Source organism: Sphingobacterium bambusae, assembly GCF_033955345.1.
Taxonomy (GTDB): domain Bacteria; phylum Bacteroidota; class Bacteroidia; order Sphingobacteriales; family Sphingobacteriaceae; genus Sphingobacterium; species Sphingobacterium bambusae.
In genome coordinates this window covers 4,906,709-4,924,416 of sequence record NZ_CP138332.1, presented here as the reverse complement: position 1 = coordinate 4,924,416, position 17,708 = coordinate 4,906,709, and the positions used below count along the sequence as shown (strand labels likewise).

Genomic DNA, 17,708 nt, shown 5'->3' with positions numbered 1-17,708 from the left:
GATGCCCAGCATATTGTTTCCCACAACTACATACGCCAGCCCTTGGATTGCTGTTGCAGTGTCCACATATGGCTATACGTCTTTCCTTGGATTAGCAATTGATCATGGGTACCGCGCTCAACAATCTTACCTTTATCAAGAACCAATATCTGATCAGCCTGCTGTATCGTTGCCAATTTATGTGCAATAACAATCACCGTTTTTTCCTTGACAAGCTCCTGAATGGCCTGCTGGATAAAAAATTCGTTCTCTGGGTCAAGACTAGCCGTCGCTTCGTCAAGCAACACGATCGGTGCATTTTTTAATAATGCACGAGCAATACTTACGCGTTGTTTCTGCCCGCCAGAAAGCCTGCTACCGCCCTCTCCAACCCGTGTGTGCATACCTTGCTTCAATTCCCAGGCAAATTCCAATACCTGCGCCTTATCAGCTGCTTCTATAATCTCCATCTCGCTGGCATCCGGTTTACCGATTTTGATGTTATTGTAGATACTATCATCAAATAGGTACACGTCTTGAAATACTTCGCTTATCATGCCATAAAATACATCTTGGGAAATAGCTCGGACATCAATTCCACCGATACGTATCGCTCCGGCATCCACGTCCCAAAAGCGGGCTATAAGTGAAGCAATCGTTGTTTTACCGGATCCCGAATGTCCAACCAAGGCCGTCATAGAAGCGGCTTGAACGGTAAAATTCAGATCGCATACGGTGGGCTGCCCCTGATAACCAAAAGTCACGGCGTCAAAGACGATATCGCAAGTGTCCGGCAGCGCTGCCGTTCCTGTCTCCATGGTGGGTAGCTCCAAAACATCGATGATACGCACTAAGCTTTCATTCATATATTGTAGAATGACGTAATCGACCATGATAACCTTAAGCGGTTGATATAGGTTGTATCCCAAAATCAGAAAGGTGATCAAAACGGGGATGCTGATCTCCTGCGTAGTAAGATAAAACACGCCGAGAGCGATCATCAAGATAAATCCGATTTCGAAGACGATACCTGCTGTCAAAATAAACGGTCCTGGAATCGCTTCCATGCGGATACTTTTCTTGCGTAGATCGTCGAAAGCCTGGTTTAATCGATCATTCCTATCCCCCACCTGACCGTAGGACTTCAGGTGTCGGATACCTTCTATATACTCCAAAAATTTTGCGCCTACTGCATTTCTTGCGGCAATTTGTTTTCTTCCAAGCTTACGCACAAAATACTGCGCAATAAGAAGGAAAGGATACACCAGCGGCAATGCCGCCAGCAAACAAAGTGTCAAGCGCCAGTCGTAGACAAATAGAAAGCAGGACAAAAGCAGCGTACCACACAAGGCAGCGGCAATGTTTCCTACGCTATGTCCAAAAATTCCTTCAAAATTGGCTACATCCTGTAAAAGTACCGCTGCGATATCACCGGGATCACGTTTTTTAAAAAAGCCTAAAGAAAATCGTTGGATCCTATTCCCAAGTTTGATCCGCAGCTTGTTGGCGAGTCCATAGACCCATAAATTGGACGTCACCATAGCCTTGGAGGCCACCATAAACTGCAAAAGTAGCAGGATAAGCATCAGCGCGACGACGCGCCACACTTTATCCACATCGGGATGCTCGGCGAAAAGCTCGCGTACAATAATCAACAGAATGCCTGATGGCGCTGCTATAAACAAGCTGTGCAACACCTCCCAACCGATCACGCGGTAGGTTCCTTTTCTATCCAGTGTGGCGATGTATTTTAGATTCTTAAGCATTTTTTCCTTCCTTTAATGTATGCTGTGCCGTAACGGCAAATTCCTTCGCGCGCTGATGCGCATTCCACATGCGCGTATAAAGCGGCGCATTTTCCAACAGCTCGTTGTGTTTACCCTGCGCCACAAGCTCGCCTTTGTCGATAAGTAAGATTTGGTCGGCATCGACAATGGTACTTAACCGATGAGCGATGACGAAAACAGTCTTATTGGCGATGAGTGTCGCTAAGGCCTGTTGAATGCTGTATTCGCTTTCTGGATCGGCGAAAGCAGTAGCTTCATCCAAGATGAGTATGGGCGAGTTTTTCAGTATAGCCCTAGCCAACTGTATGCGCTGCTGTTCGCCCCCACTGAGATGTACGCCAGACTCGCCAAAAAGAGTATCATATCCATGGGGCAGCGCCTGAATAACCGAATGAATCTGCGCCGCCTTTGCTGCCGCGACGACCTCCTCGTCGGTCTTTTTCATCCCCATCCGGATATTCTCTAACAGCGATTGCTGGAACATAAAACTATCCTGAAATACCGTAGAAACGATGTCCATAAGCTGTGCCGTCGGGTAATCGCGGATGTCGATCCCTCCAATAGTAATCTTTCCTTTCTGCACATCCCAAAAGCGCGATAGCAACTGCGCCACTGTACTTTTCCCTGCCCCAGAAGGTCCTACCAAAGCGACTATAGTGCCCTGCTTAGAATGAAAACTCAGACTTCTCAACACCAATTCCGAACAATCATAACTAAATGAAACATCCTGAAAAGTCACATCATAGTTCACTGGGCGCTGCTGAAACGGTGCTTCTTCTGGTACCTCCTCGTCCAAAAGCGCATCGATTTGTGCAACCCCTCGATTGATAACCGATAGTTGCATACTCATGTTGCTGAGGGCAAACAGTGGCTTGATGTAGCCTGTACCCAAAATCAGGAACAACAGCAGTATCGGCAACGAGAGATCCTGCCCAAAGTAGCGATACAGACCCAAGGCCAAAACGGGCAAAAGCGCGTTGCTAGTGAAGCTCATAAAAACAGCGAAGGCTGGCGTACTACTTTTGATCCAATCCCGTACAAAGCCATCAAATCGATGTACCGTTTGACCATACTTGTCGAAAGTTTCTGCCGATTGTCTGAAAATCTTCATCACGGGCATGGCCCTGACATACTCCACAATGCCGGCATTCATATCTTCCAACGATTGATGATAACGTTGAATCAAGACTTTACTCTGACTGGAATAAGCTATTGGGATGTAGACCGCCAGTACGAACAGCGGCACAAAACTGATGGCTGCCAAACGCCAATCTTGAAAAAACAGATAGGAAATGGTCACCAAAGGTAATACAATGGCCTTAACGAAGTCAGGAATTTGATGAGCAATGAATCCCTCAATACGTTCGACATCATCGGACAGCACCTTCTTTATCGCGCCAGAATTACGATTGCTACTGAAGCCCATCGATAGCTTCCCAATCTTCTCGGCAATGTAACAGCGTAGTTCGTATAGAATATTGTATGCCGCCACATGCGACAACACACCGGAAAGGAAGAGCAACAACATACTGCATAATGCAGCGATAACGGCGTAAGACAGTTGTTGCTGTATAATCGGAAAGTTGATATCCTGTTGGGTCAACCCCTCCAGTATAAGGTAGACCATCAGGTAGGGCACTAGGCTAAGTAATGCGTGAAGGATTGCGAGTAGGCAGGATAAAAAAAGTAACAGTTTTCGCCGGCCAGCTATTTCCAGCAATCGAGCGATGCCCGTCTTTCGTTTTACAGGTTGATCTGTTGTCATGAAAAAATATTTAATAATCAAGAATCATTCTAAATAAATAGTAGCTTTGTACAAAAATACGCGGTATCTGATATGACCGCCTCCGATAGACGGAGTAAATAATCCGCGATCAACATCAAATAAATATTATGCATGTACGTTTATATGACCCTATTGCGAACGATTCCCTACTAACGAAAGAATATCCAGACCGATACAGTTCGGAATGGCATACGCTTTCGGAATGCACGACCAATCTGCAATCGGCCTCGGGAGAAGGCTTCTATAAGGAGATCTATTTTGAGGGAGTACATATCGGTTATGGCCACGCTAGGCTTATGAAAAGTGCGAAATTTGCTTTTGAGAGTGATTTCGAAAGTGTGGAAATGCATTTTACACTAAAGGGTGAAAGCTTGGCAAATAGCAGCAGATTTGATCGAGGGATCCGCTTTTCTCCCAACCAGCACAATATCATATATGCCAACCAAATACAGGGAGAGATGCATTGGAACGATAAGGAACTTCAGCTTTTTGAAATCAACTTGGAGCCTGCATTTTTTCAAAAATACCTGCCGCAGGAGCAGCAGGTTTTCGACAGTTTCCGCAATAAAATAATAAACCAACAATCGGATCTGCTCCAAGCGAGCAACATGCTTATTAGCCAACAGATGGGACAGGTGATCAATGACATCATTGCCTGCAAGAGAACCGGTTTATTTAAACGGATGTACTTGGAGTCGAAGATCATCGAGCTGCTGATGCTTCAACTCGAACAGCTTGCAAACGACGAGCGACCAACATCGTTCAAGAAGGCAGATATCGATAAAATATACGCGGTAAAGGAGTTTATCAGCCAGAACATGGATCGGCAGATTTCATTGATCGATATGGCCCATCAATTTGGTACCAACGAATTCACCTTAAAAAAAGGCTTTAAAGAGCTCTTCGGCAATACCGTTTTCGGGTTTTGGAACGACCTCAAGATGACGGAGGCCATGCGTATGCTTCGTGAGCAGGAAATGCTTGTGAACGAGGTGGCCGAAGCCATTGGCTATCAAAATGCGCGGCACTTTTCGACCGCCTTTACCCGCAAATTCGGCATCACACCAAGTCAAATCAAAAAAGGTATCCAAGCAATCGTATAACACTGTCAACAAATTGTTAGGAGATGAATACATCCCTACTTCAACACCTGCCGCTTGGGCCAAAGTATCGGCAGGTTCTTGGAAAGGCTAGCAACATTTGCATACGTCTGCACAATACCGTATTTTGTAACAATACAGACCATAAGCCGCTTCGGCTTACGGATATTTTTTATCATGGCAAATCAGAAAGATCTAAAAATTGCAATATTGATCGATGCGGACAACGTGTCATCCAAGAAAGTAGAGGAAATAATGAATGAGGTGAACCGTTACGGTATTCCAACGATCAAGCGTATCTACGGAGACTGGACGCGTCCCTACGTGGAAAACTGGAAAAACAGTTTATTGATCCACGCCATTACCCCTATTCAGCAGTACAGCTATACCCAAGGAAAAAATTCAACGGATTCGGCACTCATCATTGACGCTATGGACATCCTCCATTCCGACCGGGTCGATGGCTTTTGCATCGTTTCCAGCGACAGCGATTTTACGCGTTTGGCCACGCGGCTGCGCGAGTCGGGTAAACTCGTCATCGGTATTGGGGAACGTAAAACACCCAAGCCATTTATCGCTTCCTGCGACAAGTTTATTTACGTCGAAATCCTAGAAAAGGTAGCGCCAGCAAAGAAAACGCCGAAGAAAAACAACCAGCCAGCAGCCAAACCAGTGGTCGTCGAAGCAGCACCTGTAGAAGTTGTCCCGGTGGATACGGCGGCCGCTGAAGTTGCAGCACCAGAGGAGCCGCGCATCACGGAGCTGGATGAAGATACTCTGCTGATGCTGAAGGATGCCGTTGATGATACGGCCGACGAAAATGGTTGGGCCTTTCTTGGCGAAATAGGAAGCCTCATCATCAAGCGTAAACCCGATTTTGATGCTCGAAACTACGGATTCGAAAAGGTATCGCATCTATTCAAATCGAGGAAGGAAGATTTTGAGATCGATGAACGATCGAACGAAAAGTCGAGAAACAGGCTGTATTATATTCGGAATATCATCAACAAGCCCAGTGCGGCAGCTGCCCAATCGGTAACGCCCCCTAGCAACGAAACCGTTTCGGAATCGGCCATACTACCATCTCGAGGCAACAAAATCACAGCGGATGATGTCAAGAAAAATCAGATACGCATTACCAAAGATTTTAAGTCGCTGTTCCCCAACCGCACAAAAAAGGTCAAAGTCGTTATCATCAACGAGTTTGAATGCCGATTCTCTTATCGTGGCGACCGCTCTCACGTGCTCAACTTGGGAAAAGTTGCCGCAGCAGAGCTCGATCTTGCCGAAGGAGCATCCTATCGGTTGACTAAACTCGACGAGCAATTGTATAAATTAGAGAAAGTCGAAAACGAGAATACCTAGACTTTCGTAATACGAAGAATTCCTGCCTGCGGGCTGCTGAAAAACAGGTATAAACTTCTTTTTTCCAGTAGCCCGTATTGCGTATGCCACAGGAGCAAACGTGAAACTAATTCACATAAGCATAACAATGCCTTAACAAAGATGTGCAAACAAAGCCTTTAACTTTGCTGCACTCATGGAATATGTAAAAGCGATAAAGGCCGATAATCAGAAGATTTTCAATCTTGTCTATAATGAATACCATAGTCAGATTTATGGTTTCATCCTGCAACGCACACAATCCACCTATATTGCAGAGGAAGTTACCCAACTGACTTTTATTAAATTATGGAAACAAAGGCATATTCTCAGTGAGCAGCTCGCCATCAATATTCAGTTGTTTGGCATGGCTAGACAAGTGATGATCGACCTGCTGCGCAAAGAAGCTACCCGATTCAAATATGAAGGAGATTCTGCTGTAACGCCATTTACAGATAGCTTGATCGATGCCATCGAAAGCAAAGACCTCTTGCAGCTGATGGAGCATGATATACAAAATATGCCTAAAATGAGAAGACTTGTTTTTGAACTCAGCAGAAAACAGGGACTATCGCACAAAGAAATTGCACAACTGTTCTCCATTTCTCCCAAAACCGTCGAGCAGCATATCGGCAAAGCACTCCTGCAACTCAAACAGCATCTTTACTCGATTATGTTGTAAATAGTGATATAGTGACATCGTGATAAAGTGACGACCTGAAATTGTCCATCACTATTCATCACCTCGTCACTTCATCACTATTCATCACCTTGTCACTTCGTCACTATCCATCACTATCCATTACCTCGTCACTTCGTCACTATCCATCACCAATCCCCACATTAAATAATTGTTAAGCAACGGGGGATACCCTTTCGAGCCGCGTAATATTAATATGAAGTTCGGAAAAAACAGGCGAAAAGGCGAGCAAGACGCAATCGACAAGAAACAACAGGCGCGAAAAAAAATATTGGAGAATCCCTACATCATTGAAGATATCTTCAATGACCAAGACTGGCAGTCCTTTGAACAGCAGAATACGGAACATGAAGTTCCTTCTGCGAAAATGCAGGCTGCTATCGAAAAGGATATACATGCATCAAGCGAGCAAGAAAGTCGCAAGGAGCGGAAAGAAGTAAGAACTCGGCGTTTAATAGCATATGCGGCCGCGGCGTCTGTACTCTTGCTGATGACGTTTAACCTCTGGCGCTGGAACAGCGAAGAACAATCGGCCATGCAAAGCAATCGTGTCGAGCAGAAGCAAGTTCCGCTAACGGATAGCGGCTGGGTGGTCTTAGCCAACAACGAAAGTACCGACAGCGCTGTGGTACTTGCTGATCAATCCAAAGTAAAGCTATTTGCCCACAGTAGTATCCGCTACCGTAGACATTTTACGGCACACAGCCGCGAGATACAGCTCGATGGTAAGGCATACTTCGCGGTTGCTAAAGATCCTTCACGTCCGTTCAGCGTCTATGCCAACGCAACCAAGACCACCGCGCTGGGCACCTCCTTTACCATCGACACCCGATCAAAAAACCATCAGACGACCATCAAGCTACATAGCGGGAAGGTGCTTGTTGCATCCACAACCACAAAGCCAGCCTTCGCTAATATCTTTTTGGACAATATCGGGGAAAACCTCCTATTCGATGCAAGCATGCGTTTAGTCGCACACAGCGGTAAGAAGGAAATCGAGCCGAAGCCAACAAAACCTTCAGCACAGATGGAGCAAAACAGCTCACGTATTCAACTGGACAACATACCGTTGGACGATGTCTTCGCAGCCTTAGAAAAAGCATACAACATCGCTATCAAAATCAACGACCGAAGCATTGAAAAAATCCAGTACACAGGTACAATCGAGCCGGAACGCGAACAGGTGCAGGAAGTACTTGCGGTCATCTGTCTGATCAATGATCTACGGTACGAGGTGGATGCCAATGGGCAGTACCATATTTACAAACAAGAGCAAAACAACACACACAACACACAAGAAAACCTATAAGTAAAACAACCCATGTTTAACAAACCGTCTCAATTAAGAAAAAGCGTACTTTTCTTCGCTTTGCTCACGGCCGGCCTCTCGCAAGCGCAGGCACAACAGGAGCAGGTAAAAGGCGCCACGCAAAATGAATCCGGCGAATTTTTGTCGGGCGTAAGTATCAAGGCCGTGCATGGCGCTACGGGCAAAAGCTTTGCCACCAGCTCCAGCGATAAAGGGCTCTTCTCCTTCAGCAACCTACCCGAAGGTGGTCCCTACCAGTTTATCTTTAGCTATGTAGGCTTTCAGCCCGACACGCTCGCTGGCTACAACGTGCAAGCGGGCAAACCGTTGGCCTTAAGTGTTAAACTATTGCCTCTTAGCACCGCACTCGAAGAGGTTGTTATTGGTTATGGACGTATCGCAAGAAAAGATGTAACCAGTTCGATCACAACGGTGAAAGCAGAGGACATGAACGTAGGGGTATTATCTTCCCCTGCCCAAATGTTGCAAGGCAAAGTCCCCGGTTTGACCATTTCGACCAATAACAGTAATCCAAATGCACGTCCATCGGTTAGCCTTCGAGGGGCATCGACACTCCGCTCTGGAGAAGCGATGGAACCTTACTACGTTATCGATGGCGTTCCGGGAGCATCACTTACCTTGGTAGCACCAGATGACATCGAGAGCATTGACGTACTTCGTGATGCATCGGCCACAGCGATCTATGGATCAAAAGCGGCTAACGGTGTGATCATTGTTACCACGAAACGCGGTAAGGCTGGGCAATCCTCGATTTCTTACAATGGCTATTTAGCATTGGACAACGTCGCCAAGCGCTACCAAATGATGAATGGCGAACAATACCGCAATTTCATTGATCAAAACGGTTTTTCTATGGAACCGACGGATGATCTAGGAGCAGATACAGACTGGCAAAAGGAAGTAGAACGGCGGGGAATATCCACGAACCATAACGTGTCGCTGATCGGAGGAACAGAAAAGACGCAATACAGTGCAAGTTTAAATACATTGCAAAACAATGGTGTGATCAAAGGCACCGACATGGGACGCCAAATCGGACGTGGTTTTGTACAAACAAAAGCTTTGGAGGACAAGCTCACCGCTTCGTTCAATGTTAACACCAGCATAACCAAGCAAAATGATGTATTGGCGTTAGGCGATGGGCTCAGCGTATATGATGCGATGTACTATTACCTACCGGTTTCCCCTATTCGGCAAGAAGATGGCAGTTGGTTCGAAAAAACAGATCGCTCGCAATACGTCAATCCGGTATCGCTGATTGAAGAAAACACAAACTTTTCGAAAACCAAAGTCATCCAAGCACACGCAAAAGTTGGCTACGAAATTCTACCGAGCTTAACCTACAATATCGATCTGTCCTTACAAAACAGACAGTATAACAATGCACAGTACTACACGAGCCTTTCCATGGCAGCACGAAATCAAAACGGTAAATCGATTCGTGCATCAGTAGAAGACGAACGCAAGGTGATGGAGATGAACCTCAGCTACGACAAGACATTTTTTGGAAGACATAAAGTGTCTGCTCTAACTGGCTATTCATGGGAAGAAAACAATAATAACGACGGCTTTCAGCTGACTACTTCAGATTACTACGATGATGGGCTGAGCTACTACAATCCCGGAATGGCCAATGTTGTTGATCTTCTCGGCTTCGGCAATTACTACCTTTCCACGTTAAGGATGATATCCGTATACGGACGCCTAAATTATGCTTATGATAGTAAGTACCTCTTTCAAGCTACAGTAAGGCGTGATGGATCATCCGCCTTTGGCGCAAATAACCGATGGGCAACATTCCCATCAGTATCTGCTGCTTGGCGTTTATCGGAGGAAGCATTCGTACGTGATCTAGGTTTATTTGACGACCTTAAGTTGCGCGCTGGCTACGGCGTCAGTGGAAACTCATTGGGATTTGATGTGTTTACGTCACGCCAAGTATACGGCGCCACGTCTAGTTTCTATACCGATGCTTTTGGCAACGACCTCCGTACCTTAGCTGCACTTCGCAATTCGAATCCGGACTTACGTTGGGAACGGACAGGTATGTTGAACTTAGGTATTGACTTTGCCCTCCTGAACAATCGATTAAGCGGTACAGTAGAGTTTTACGACAAGAATACCACTGACCTGATTTACGACTATGCCGTTTCCACAACGAAATATCTCTACGGCTCCTTGACGGCCAACGTCGGTGAGATCAACAATAAAGGGGTCGAGCTTACCTTAAACGTCGTGCCGGTTAAATCTGAGCATTTTGAATGGACTAGCGGAATCGTCGCTTCGCACAACAAAAATGTAGTTACACGCATTACCAACCAAGAATTTTCTACTGGATACGTTGACCTTGCCGATCTAGGTGGCGCTGGACAAAGCAATGCTTTTCAACAGCGATTGATGGAAGGAGCTCCTATTGGGCAATTCTATACGTGGGAATGGGCCGGATACAATGAAAATGGTGTATCAACCTTCTTTGTTCGCGATGCACAAACAGGACAGCGTACAGGTGAAACCACCATCACGCCGGTCAACAAGGACAGAACAGTGACGGGAAGTGCACAGCCAAAGTTTACTTTGGGATGGAACAACAATCTCCGTTACAAAAATTTTGCATTGACAGCCATGTTTCAAGGTGTATTCGGACATCAGGTCATGAATGCCACTCGGGCAAGACATTCCAACGTTGTGGGTAATGCAGGACAAAAGAACTTATTGGCAAGTGTTGTCGATACCGAAAGAGCAACAGATATCAATGCTCACTATTTATCTGATCGCTATCTTGAAAGTGGTGACTATCTACGTCTGGCCAACTTAAGTCTCTCCTACAATTTCCGCAATCTCGGCAAGCAGTTTAAAAACGTTAGACTGTATGCAACGATGAACAACGTCTTCGTACTGACGAACTACAAAGGAATCGATCCCGAGATCGATCTAGGTGGCTTAACCCCAGGCGTTGATAACCGTCAAACCTACCCACGTACGAGAACTGTCATGTTCGGATTAAATTTCAACCTATAAAAATTGCTAAAAACTCATGAAATCAACAATATTTCTTCGACTACTCGCTGCGTCCATTTTGGCTGGTACAGTCGCTTCATGTACCGACTTGGACGTGGATATCAAGTCTCAATACACCGAATTCCCAAACACCGAACGCGCAGCTGAGGCTATTTCTGCTGATGTATATGCCGCATATCGGGGGGCAATAGGCTACAACCATTGGATGGTACAAACATTATCTTCTGACGAAGCCGTCAGCCTAGCCCTTGGGACAGACTATTACGACGGCGGGCGATTCCGTGAACTACATGTGCACAACTGGACACCAGACAACGCCATTTTACCGGGCATGTGGAACGCCGCCATGACGGGCATAAACCTTTCAAACAATGTATTGACCATTTTTGGCGATGATGAGAGCGAAAAATCAGCTCCGATGCGTGCCATGCGCGCCTACTTTTACTTTATATTAATGGATAATTTCGGTGCGGCTCCGCTTATTACGGGCAAGGTAGATCGTATACCGAACAGAACGTCGAGGGCGGAAATCTGTAGCTTCATTGAATCAGAGCTTCTAGCCGTTAGAGAGCGTCTTCCTGCAGAGGTGTCAACAGCAACCTATGGTAAGGCCACACGCTTTATGGCCGATGCATTACTGGCAAAGCTCTATCTGAATTGGTCTGTTTACAACACAGAAGATGTAGCTAGCTATACGCCCTCAATGACTAACGAAAAATTGAATCAAGTGATTGCGATGTGTGATGATGTGATCGCGTCTGGACAGTTCAATCTAACAAGTCATAAATTTTTAGAGAAATTCCGCCCAGATAATGGTCCACAAATTAAGGATTTTATTTTTGCCATGCCATTTGACCGCGAAAAGCAACAGGGAATGACTTACGCCCGGTATTGGATACACCGCAGCGGGCAAAATCAATTTGCAGCACTGCCACAAAGTGTGGGCGGAACCTTGCGCGTGTTACCTGCATTTCTTGCCAAGTTCAATCTTGCAGGAGACGAGCGCAATAATGCCTATATGGGTGGACTGCAATATTATTGGGCGGACTATGCTCCGGATCTAAGTCGCCCTTTTCTTATCCGTACTTCTAAAAAGGGAATAGATCAGGACTATAATGGTAGTGATGCAGATGTTACTTTTAATTGGCAAATGGAAACAACCAAAGATATTACCCTACGGCCAGATGGAGCAGCAACACTCAATGCTGGGAACGACCAAAAAGGACGTTCTATGGGTTACCGCTCGGTAAAATTCTATATGGATGTTAATGTCACTGCGGCCAACCAACGTAGTCAAAGCAACGATGTACCTATTTTCAGATATGCAGATGTACTGCTGATGAAAGCGGAAGCCATCCTCCGCGGAGGAACAGCTAGTAATGGCGAAACTGCAAGGTCACTTATCAATCAAATCCGCAGTTACGTGAATGCGCCTTTGTTAACAACAGAGCCGACACTTGCCGATCTTTTGGACGAGCGTGCCCGCGAATTTGCTGATGAATCTTGGCGCAGGAATGATTTAATTCGGTTTGGCAAGTTTGAAGAAGACTGGGGGTTTAAATCCCTCTATCCTGCGGGAACTTCCGAGCGCTTCCGGAGAATCTTCCCTATCCCTCGAGATGTGATGAATGTCAACACGAACTGGACTCAAAACAGGGGCTACTAAAGTATCAGCAGCACATGAAAAGAAGAGATTTTATGAAAAGCACCCTAGGCACAGCCTTGGGTGCTGGTTTATCCGCTGTACCAATGGCTCTCGCAGCATCCTCGCGGCCAACGATGATCGAAAGTGAAGACCTGAACAGCCGAGCATCCCTAAAAGATGAATATGATCTACATTTTGTCGCTATAGGCGACTGGGGACGTAATGGTGCCGACCACCAAGTGCAAGTGGCGCAGCAAATGGGTAAATGGACGGCAAACCATCCCAATGATTTTATCATATCCACCGGCGACAATTTTTACCCATCAGGGGTGATTAGCGAGCACGATCCACTTTGGCATTATTCCTTTGAAAACGTTTATACCGACTTTTCCTTGCAATGGGACTGGTATCCGATCCTCGGCAACCACGACTATAAATCAGATCCCGATGCGCAAGTGCGGTATAGTGCCATCAGTCGTCGTTGGAAAATGCCAGCGCGATACTATAGCAAAACCTTTAAGCTAAGAGAACAAGGCGAAGTGTTGATGGCCTTTATCGACACCAATCCGCTTATTCCTGAATTTTACAAAAACAGCGAGTACGGCCCTCATGTGGCGGGACAACAGCCCGAGAAACAACTAGCCTGGCTCGACAAGCTTTTGACCGATTCTAGTGCGCAATGGAAAATTGTAGTAGGCCACCACCCTATCTATACGGCAGGACCACGCACGGAGAACTATGATACCCTTGCTGTACGGAAAGTATTAGAGCCTATTTTGCAGAAACACGAAATCCCGGTTTACCTTTCCGGCCACGAGCATTCCATGCAGCATCTGAAGGTTAGCGACAAGTCGTTTCAACAGTTTATCTCCGGCAGTGGCTCGGAGGTGACACCTGTAAAAAAGGGCTTGGCCTACAGCCGCTTTGAGGCATCGAGCTATGGCTTTATGTACTTTGCCATCAACAAGACGCAGCTTAGCGTGCAGTGCATAGATCATGAAGGATCGGTCGTCTACCAAACGATTGTTCCAAAAAAATAAGGCTTAAAAAGCATAAACAACAAAAGGACATCTATGCCGATGTCCTTTTGTTGTTTAGGAAGAAAATGGAATCACAAGGGAAAGTCATTTATTTGGATAATTCTGGTCGTCAGAAGATAATGCCATTGATTCTGCAACCGCTTTTAAAATCTCATTTCTCTTTTTTAAGAATGCTGTCATATAGCTGCTTAAAAACAACAGCTCGACAAAACGCCCTAAGTAACCAAAAGGAGCTTCGAAGGAAAATACATCGTACATCCAAGTGCCGTCATCTACGTCTGAAAAAAGATGCTGATGCTGCATGGACTTAAATGGCCCCTTGAGCATCACATCGGTAAACCGCAGCGGTCTTTCCATCTCCGTTATCTGAACGGTGAGCCGATGAAACAGACCAAAATGATTAGCTCGCCAAGTAACCGTCTCGCCAAGTGCAAGCAACCCTTCGGTTTTTCCAGCAACAGCGGTCTCGTTTGTTCCCACAGCAGACTGCTTATGCAAATCGATATCACGAGAAAGGTCGAACACAAGTTCTGCCTTTGCCTTTATAAACGTTTGCAGGCGGATGGTTTGCATTTATCCTTTCGCTAGTAGTTTCTGAATTAAAGATTCCATTGCCTCTGGCTTGCTGATCGGTGCAAAGCGTTTTACAGGTCGCCCCTGCTTATCGACGACAAACTTCGTAAAATTCCACTTGATGCGGCGTCCAAACAGACCGCCCAATTCCTTTTTTAAATAAGCGAAGATTGGATGCGTATGGGCACCATTCACGTCGCACTTCTCCGTTAGCTGAAAGGTAACGCCATGGTTCACCTTACAAAACTGCTCCATGTCTTCATTCCGCTCTGGCTCTTGCCCCGCAAACTGGTCGCAGGGAAAGCCCAAGATCACCAACCCCTGATCCTTATACTGTTGATGAAGCCGCTCAAGCCCATCAAACTGCGGCGCAAGTCCACAACGTGTAGCCGTGTTGACCACAAGCAGCACCTTGCCCTTGAAATCAATCATGGAAAGCTCCTTCCCTGCAGGAGTGCGGGCAGACAAATCGTAAAATGGAGATGTTTCAGATGTACTCATAGCTTTTTGCGTTTAAACAAATATACGATGATTGTATTTTCTGAAGAAATTTGTCAATACTATTAACGAAGTTTGAAACCGCCATTTTTAAACTTACCACTTGAACGTAGAAAAAGCTCAAAGCTTTTATCGTGGTAACTTCTCCGGTCTATGCATTCGGTATTTGGTGGCAGTTATAGCATGGAGGAAAGCTTCTAAGTCTTGGATTTCTGCTTTACTGAGATTTAACTTACGCATAAGCGGATCGGTAACTGGATACAACGGATCAGCAGCCTTTTGCTCGGGCGTCGCCGAATTCATCTGCATACCGCTGTTATACATATTTAGCAGTCCCGTCATGTTCCAAAAGAGGCCATTATGCATCCAGGGATCTGTGTTCATAACGTCGCGCAGAGAGGGTGTGCGAAACTTGCCGACATCTACGGGATTCTTGGTGAACTCATAACGTCCTAAATCCTGATATTTCCTTTTGTAGTAAGTTAATCCAATATTGTGAAATTCATCGTCAGTAAAAAATTTACCATTATGGCAATTCATACAACGCGCTTTGGTACGAAACAGGTGCATACCACGTAGCTCTTGATCAGAAAGACTACTGTAATTCCCGTCCAAAAATTCATCGAATCGACTACGCCGACTTTTTAGCGTACGCTGGAATGCTCCCAAAGCCTGCATGATTTCGGGCATAGAAAAGTCAGGATCCCCATACGCTTTTTCGAAAAGCTCACGGTAGCCCGCTATAGCCTTCAATTTGGGAACAAGGGCAGTGAGCTTCATGTTCATTTCATGATGTGCTTCTATGGGCGATAAAGCCTGCTCTTCCAAGGAAGTTGCTCGGCCGTCCCAAAACAGTGTAGTTTTAGCATACACATTCAACAGGGATGGTGTATTGCGCGTTCCTTCTAAATGATCGTTGCCCACGGGTACGGTCAGTTTATCGGCCCAAGATGTTTGTGGATTATGGCATGAGCTGCAAGATATTTGATTCGACCCTGACAAAATTGGGTCAAAGAAAAGATATTTACCCAATACCACTTGCGGCGACTCCATTAGTTCGAAATAATTGCTATCTACTTTTGGCAGAGCACTGAATTCCTGCCAACGTACTCCGGAATCGATGTCGGGTTTCGGCCAAGCTGCTACCGGACGTTCGTACAGCGCTCTAAGTTGCTGATCTCGATTAGTGAAAAAAGATGATAGCAGTATTACAAAAGCTATCAACAGTAAAACAACACATTTTCTCATCACTGAAGTCATTCAAAAAAACACTCATTTTATCGCCTCTCTTCTCTCAAGCGAATAAAACTACAAATAAAAATTGACGCCAATCCGTAGGCGTAAGTTACTACCCGTATAACGCAGGCTATTACCGTAAAGCTCGCCTTTGAAGCCAAAAGGCTTGGTAAAATCACCCAAGGCAAAAAATCCTACAGGTGTATTTTTCCAAAGAGACCTCGTTAAGAATGTAATTCGAGATTGCAAATTTACCGATTTCACAGAATAGTAATAAAACTCAGGGTAAGCAATTCCCGTTGAAAAATGATTAACCTGTGTCACAGGGATATCCAGGGTATTTCGTAAGGGAATACGTATGGCGGGTGCAACCTGCCACCGAACACTTCTTTGGCTTCTCCATCGTTTTGCAATAGAAATAGGTAAGGCAATATCAAGCCCTACTCTCTCCGCATAGTGACTGGAAGCCGCATCATCGCGCTCATCGTAAGCCATTTTTAAATCTATCCCAAATTCTTTGGGCCACGTTGACGCTTGTTGTACCGTTTTGGATAGCGACAGACTCCCCTCCCATTGTGTTAGAAAATAATTCTGTCCATTGTAGTACGCACCATCCACGCCGGAGCGATGTACCAAGCCCAACCGCAAGCTGCCCGCATTATCGCCTAATTGCGAAAGCAGAAAATCCATATGAAAAGTCTCGAGATCAAACGTTTGCACTACAAAGTAATTGTCCAGATGCCTAGAATCGTGCGTACTTTCAATGTTTCTTAGCATATATCCTATATTCCACCACAGTTCATAACGATCAAGGCGAATCGCTCCCTCCGACTGCAATCCCAGGTATCGGTCATATTGCCGTAGTGGAATAGAGTCTTGTGCATCGATTGATCCATAGCCGTAATTATTGACATAATAATATTCAGGATACTGATCGCCGGAGTTGTATGGATCATGTTTATAGGATATATCGGTTTGCGCAGTTCCTTTACCGTAAACAGGCTGCAAGGAAATTTTGCCTATATGCAGATTGTAGCTAAGACTTGGCTTAAACAACCAAGCCATGCTGTAGAAATCCATCCGCGGATCTATTGATCGTGTAGCCCAATGGTGCGTATAATCTAATGCAGCGTCTACACGCCAATCTTGGCTCAACTCATGACCAATGTGCGCATTTGCTCGATAAGTTTGTCGTTCAAACTGACCCGCCTTTTGGACGAAGTAGTACGTGGGCAAGCTATTATCTTCAAGCCCAGAAAGGCTATAGGACAAGCTATCTTGCCAAACCTTATGGTAACTGAAAATACCCGAAACGACCATCTTGCCACCGAGGTAACTGATCCCTCGAGCATCCATACCCACTGTATTGGTATGTTGTGCCTGCTGTGCCGTCCGATAGTCGCGTTTTTCAGTATCAAAGAAAAGACTAGCTGTCCCAATATTGCTTCGCGCACTGTCAGACATTAGCGTAGTTGCGCGAAAGAGGAAGTCAAGCCTATGTTCTCCGTTTCGTGTAAATAGTAAACTATCTGTTTTTGGGCTCTGCCCGTGCACATAGAATCCAGTAAATAAGGTACAGATAAGGAATAGATACCGCATAAGGAATATGAAATGTCGAGCATAGTTCACGTTA

13 protein-coding genes are annotated in these 17,708 nt (G+C 45.6%); 7 read left to right on the top strand and 6 right to left on the bottom strand.

All coding sequences use genetic code 11. From position 1 onward, the window contains the following. Positions 1-26 precede the first annotated feature (26 nt). Positions 27-1,745, bottom strand: coding sequence for an ABC transporter ATP-binding protein (locus SCB77_RS20395; RefSeq protein WP_320183845.1), 1,719 nt, complete (start codon positions 1,743-1,745; stop codon positions 27-29). After that, positions 1,738-3,531, bottom strand: coding sequence for an ABC transporter ATP-binding protein (locus SCB77_RS20390; RefSeq protein ID WP_320183844.1), 1,794 nt, complete (start codon positions 3,529-3,531; stop codon positions 1,738-1,740). Before SCB77_RS20390 ends, SCB77_RS20395 begins: the two co-directional genes overlap by 8 nt. 128 nt (positions 3,532-3,659) lie before the next feature. Here SCB77_RS20390 and SCB77_RS20385 point away from each other — a divergent pair, with 128 nt between their 5' ends. From SCB77_RS20385 to SCB77_RS20355, 7 genes are all read left to right on the top strand, one after another. Then, positions 3,660-4,655 carry a helix-turn-helix transcriptional regulator gene (locus tag SCB77_RS20385; protein ID WP_320183843.1) on the top strand — a complete coding sequence of 332 codons (996 nt, stop codon included), beginning with the start codon at positions 3,660-3,662 and terminating at the stop codon, positions 4,653-4,655. Between the two features lie 174 nt (positions 4,656-4,829). Then, positions 4,830-6,017: an NYN domain-containing protein gene (locus tag SCB77_RS20380; RefSeq protein WP_320183842.1), complete on the top strand. Its 1,188-nt coding sequence runs from the start codon at positions 4,830-4,832 to the stop codon at positions 6,015-6,017. Between the two features lie 175 nt (positions 6,018-6,192). Continuing rightward, positions 6,193-6,717: an RNA polymerase sigma factor gene (locus SCB77_RS20375; protein ID WP_320183841.1), complete on the top strand. Its 525-nt coding sequence runs from the start codon at positions 6,193-6,195 to the stop codon at positions 6,715-6,717. Positions 6,718-6,931: 214 nt separating this feature from the next. After that, positions 6,932-8,044, top strand: coding sequence for a FecR family protein (locus SCB77_RS20370; RefSeq protein WP_320183840.1), 1,113 nt, complete (start codon positions 6,932-6,934; stop codon positions 8,042-8,044). A 12-nt stretch (positions 8,045-8,056) separates the two neighbouring features. Beyond that, positions 8,057-11,083, top strand: a complete 3,027-nt coding sequence (locus SCB77_RS20365) for a SusC/RagA family TonB-linked outer membrane protein (protein ID WP_320183839.1) — start codon at positions 8,057-8,059, stop codon at positions 11,081-11,083. Positions 11,084-11,099: 16 nt separating this feature from the next. Then, positions 11,100-12,749: a RagB/SusD family nutrient uptake outer membrane protein gene (locus SCB77_RS20360; protein WP_320183838.1), complete on the top strand. Its 1,650-nt coding sequence runs from the start codon at positions 11,100-11,102 to the stop codon at positions 12,747-12,749. A gap of 14 nt (positions 12,750-12,763) precedes the next feature. Then, on the top strand, positions 12,764-13,768 hold the full coding sequence (locus SCB77_RS20355; RefSeq protein WP_320183837.1) for a purple acid phosphatase family protein: 1,005 nt from the start codon (positions 12,764-12,766) through the stop codon (positions 13,766-13,768). An 84-nt stretch (positions 13,769-13,852) separates the two neighbouring features. Here SCB77_RS20355 and SCB77_RS20350 read toward each other — a convergent pair whose 3' ends face one another. The 4 genes from SCB77_RS20350 to SCB77_RS20335 all read right to left on the bottom strand — a co-directional run bounded on the left by SCB77_RS20350 (position 13,853) and on the right by SCB77_RS20335 (position 17,674). After that, entirely contained in the window at positions 13,853-14,341 is a 489-nt protein-coding gene (locus tag SCB77_RS20350; RefSeq protein WP_320183836.1) for an SRPBCC family protein, read from the bottom strand. Then, on the bottom strand, positions 14,342-14,842 hold the full coding sequence (locus tag SCB77_RS20345) for a glutathione peroxidase (protein WP_320183835.1): 501 nt from the start codon (positions 14,840-14,842) through the stop codon (positions 14,342-14,344). Between the two features lie 126 nt (positions 14,843-14,968). Further along, entirely contained in the window at positions 14,969-16,087 is a 1,119-nt protein-coding gene (locus SCB77_RS20340) for a cytochrome-c peroxidase (RefSeq protein ID WP_320183834.1), read from the bottom strand. A gap of 60 nt (positions 16,088-16,147) precedes the next feature. Continuing rightward, complete coding sequence (locus SCB77_RS20335; protein ID WP_320183833.1) at positions 16,148-17,674, bottom strand: DUF6850 family outer membrane beta-barrel protein; 1,527 nt, start codon at positions 17,672-17,674, stop codon at positions 16,148-16,150. Positions 17,675-17,708: the final 34 nt, after the last annotated feature.

Coding starts and splice junctions, on each gene's coding strand:
- SCB77_RS20395 (WP_320183845.1), bottom strand. CDS start 1,745: ATGCTTAAGAATCTAAAATACATCGCCACACTGGATAGAAAAGGAACC.
- SCB77_RS20390 (WP_320183844.1), bottom strand. CDS start 3,531: ATGACAACAGATCAACCTGTAAAACGAAAGACGGGCATCGCTCGATTG.
- SCB77_RS20385 (WP_320183843.1), top strand. CDS start 3,660: ATGCATGTACGTTTATATGACCCTATTGCGAACGATTCCCTACTAACG.
- SCB77_RS20380 (WP_320183842.1), top strand. CDS start 4,830: ATGGCAAATCAGAAAGATCTAAAAATTGCAATATTGATCGATGCGGAC.
- SCB77_RS20375 (WP_320183841.1), top strand. CDS start 6,193: ATGGAATATGTAAAAGCGATAAAGGCCGATAATCAGAAGATTTTCAAT.
- SCB77_RS20370 (WP_320183840.1), top strand. CDS start 6,932: ATGAAGTTCGGAAAAAACAGGCGAAAAGGCGAGCAAGACGCAATCGAC.
- SCB77_RS20365 (WP_320183839.1), top strand. CDS start 8,057: ATGTTTAACAAACCGTCTCAATTAAGAAAAAGCGTACTTTTCTTCGCT.
- SCB77_RS20360 (WP_320183838.1), top strand. CDS start 11,100: ATGAAATCAACAATATTTCTTCGACTACTCGCTGCGTCCATTTTGGCT.
- SCB77_RS20355 (WP_320183837.1), top strand. CDS start 12,764: ATGAAAAGAAGAGATTTTATGAAAAGCACCCTAGGCACAGCCTTGGGT.
- SCB77_RS20350 (WP_320183836.1), bottom strand. CDS start 14,341: ATGCAAACCATCCGCCTGCAAACGTTTATAAAGGCAAAGGCAGAACTT.
- SCB77_RS20345 (WP_320183835.1), bottom strand. CDS start 14,842: ATGAGTACATCTGAAACATCTCCATTTTACGATTTGTCTGCCCGCACT.
- SCB77_RS20340 (WP_320183834.1), bottom strand. CDS start 16,087: ATGAGAAAATGTGTTGTTTTACTGTTGATAGCTTTTGTAATACTGCTA.
- SCB77_RS20335 (WP_320183833.1), bottom strand. CDS start 17,674: ATGCGGTATCTATTCCTTATCTGTACCTTATTTACTGGATTCTATGTG.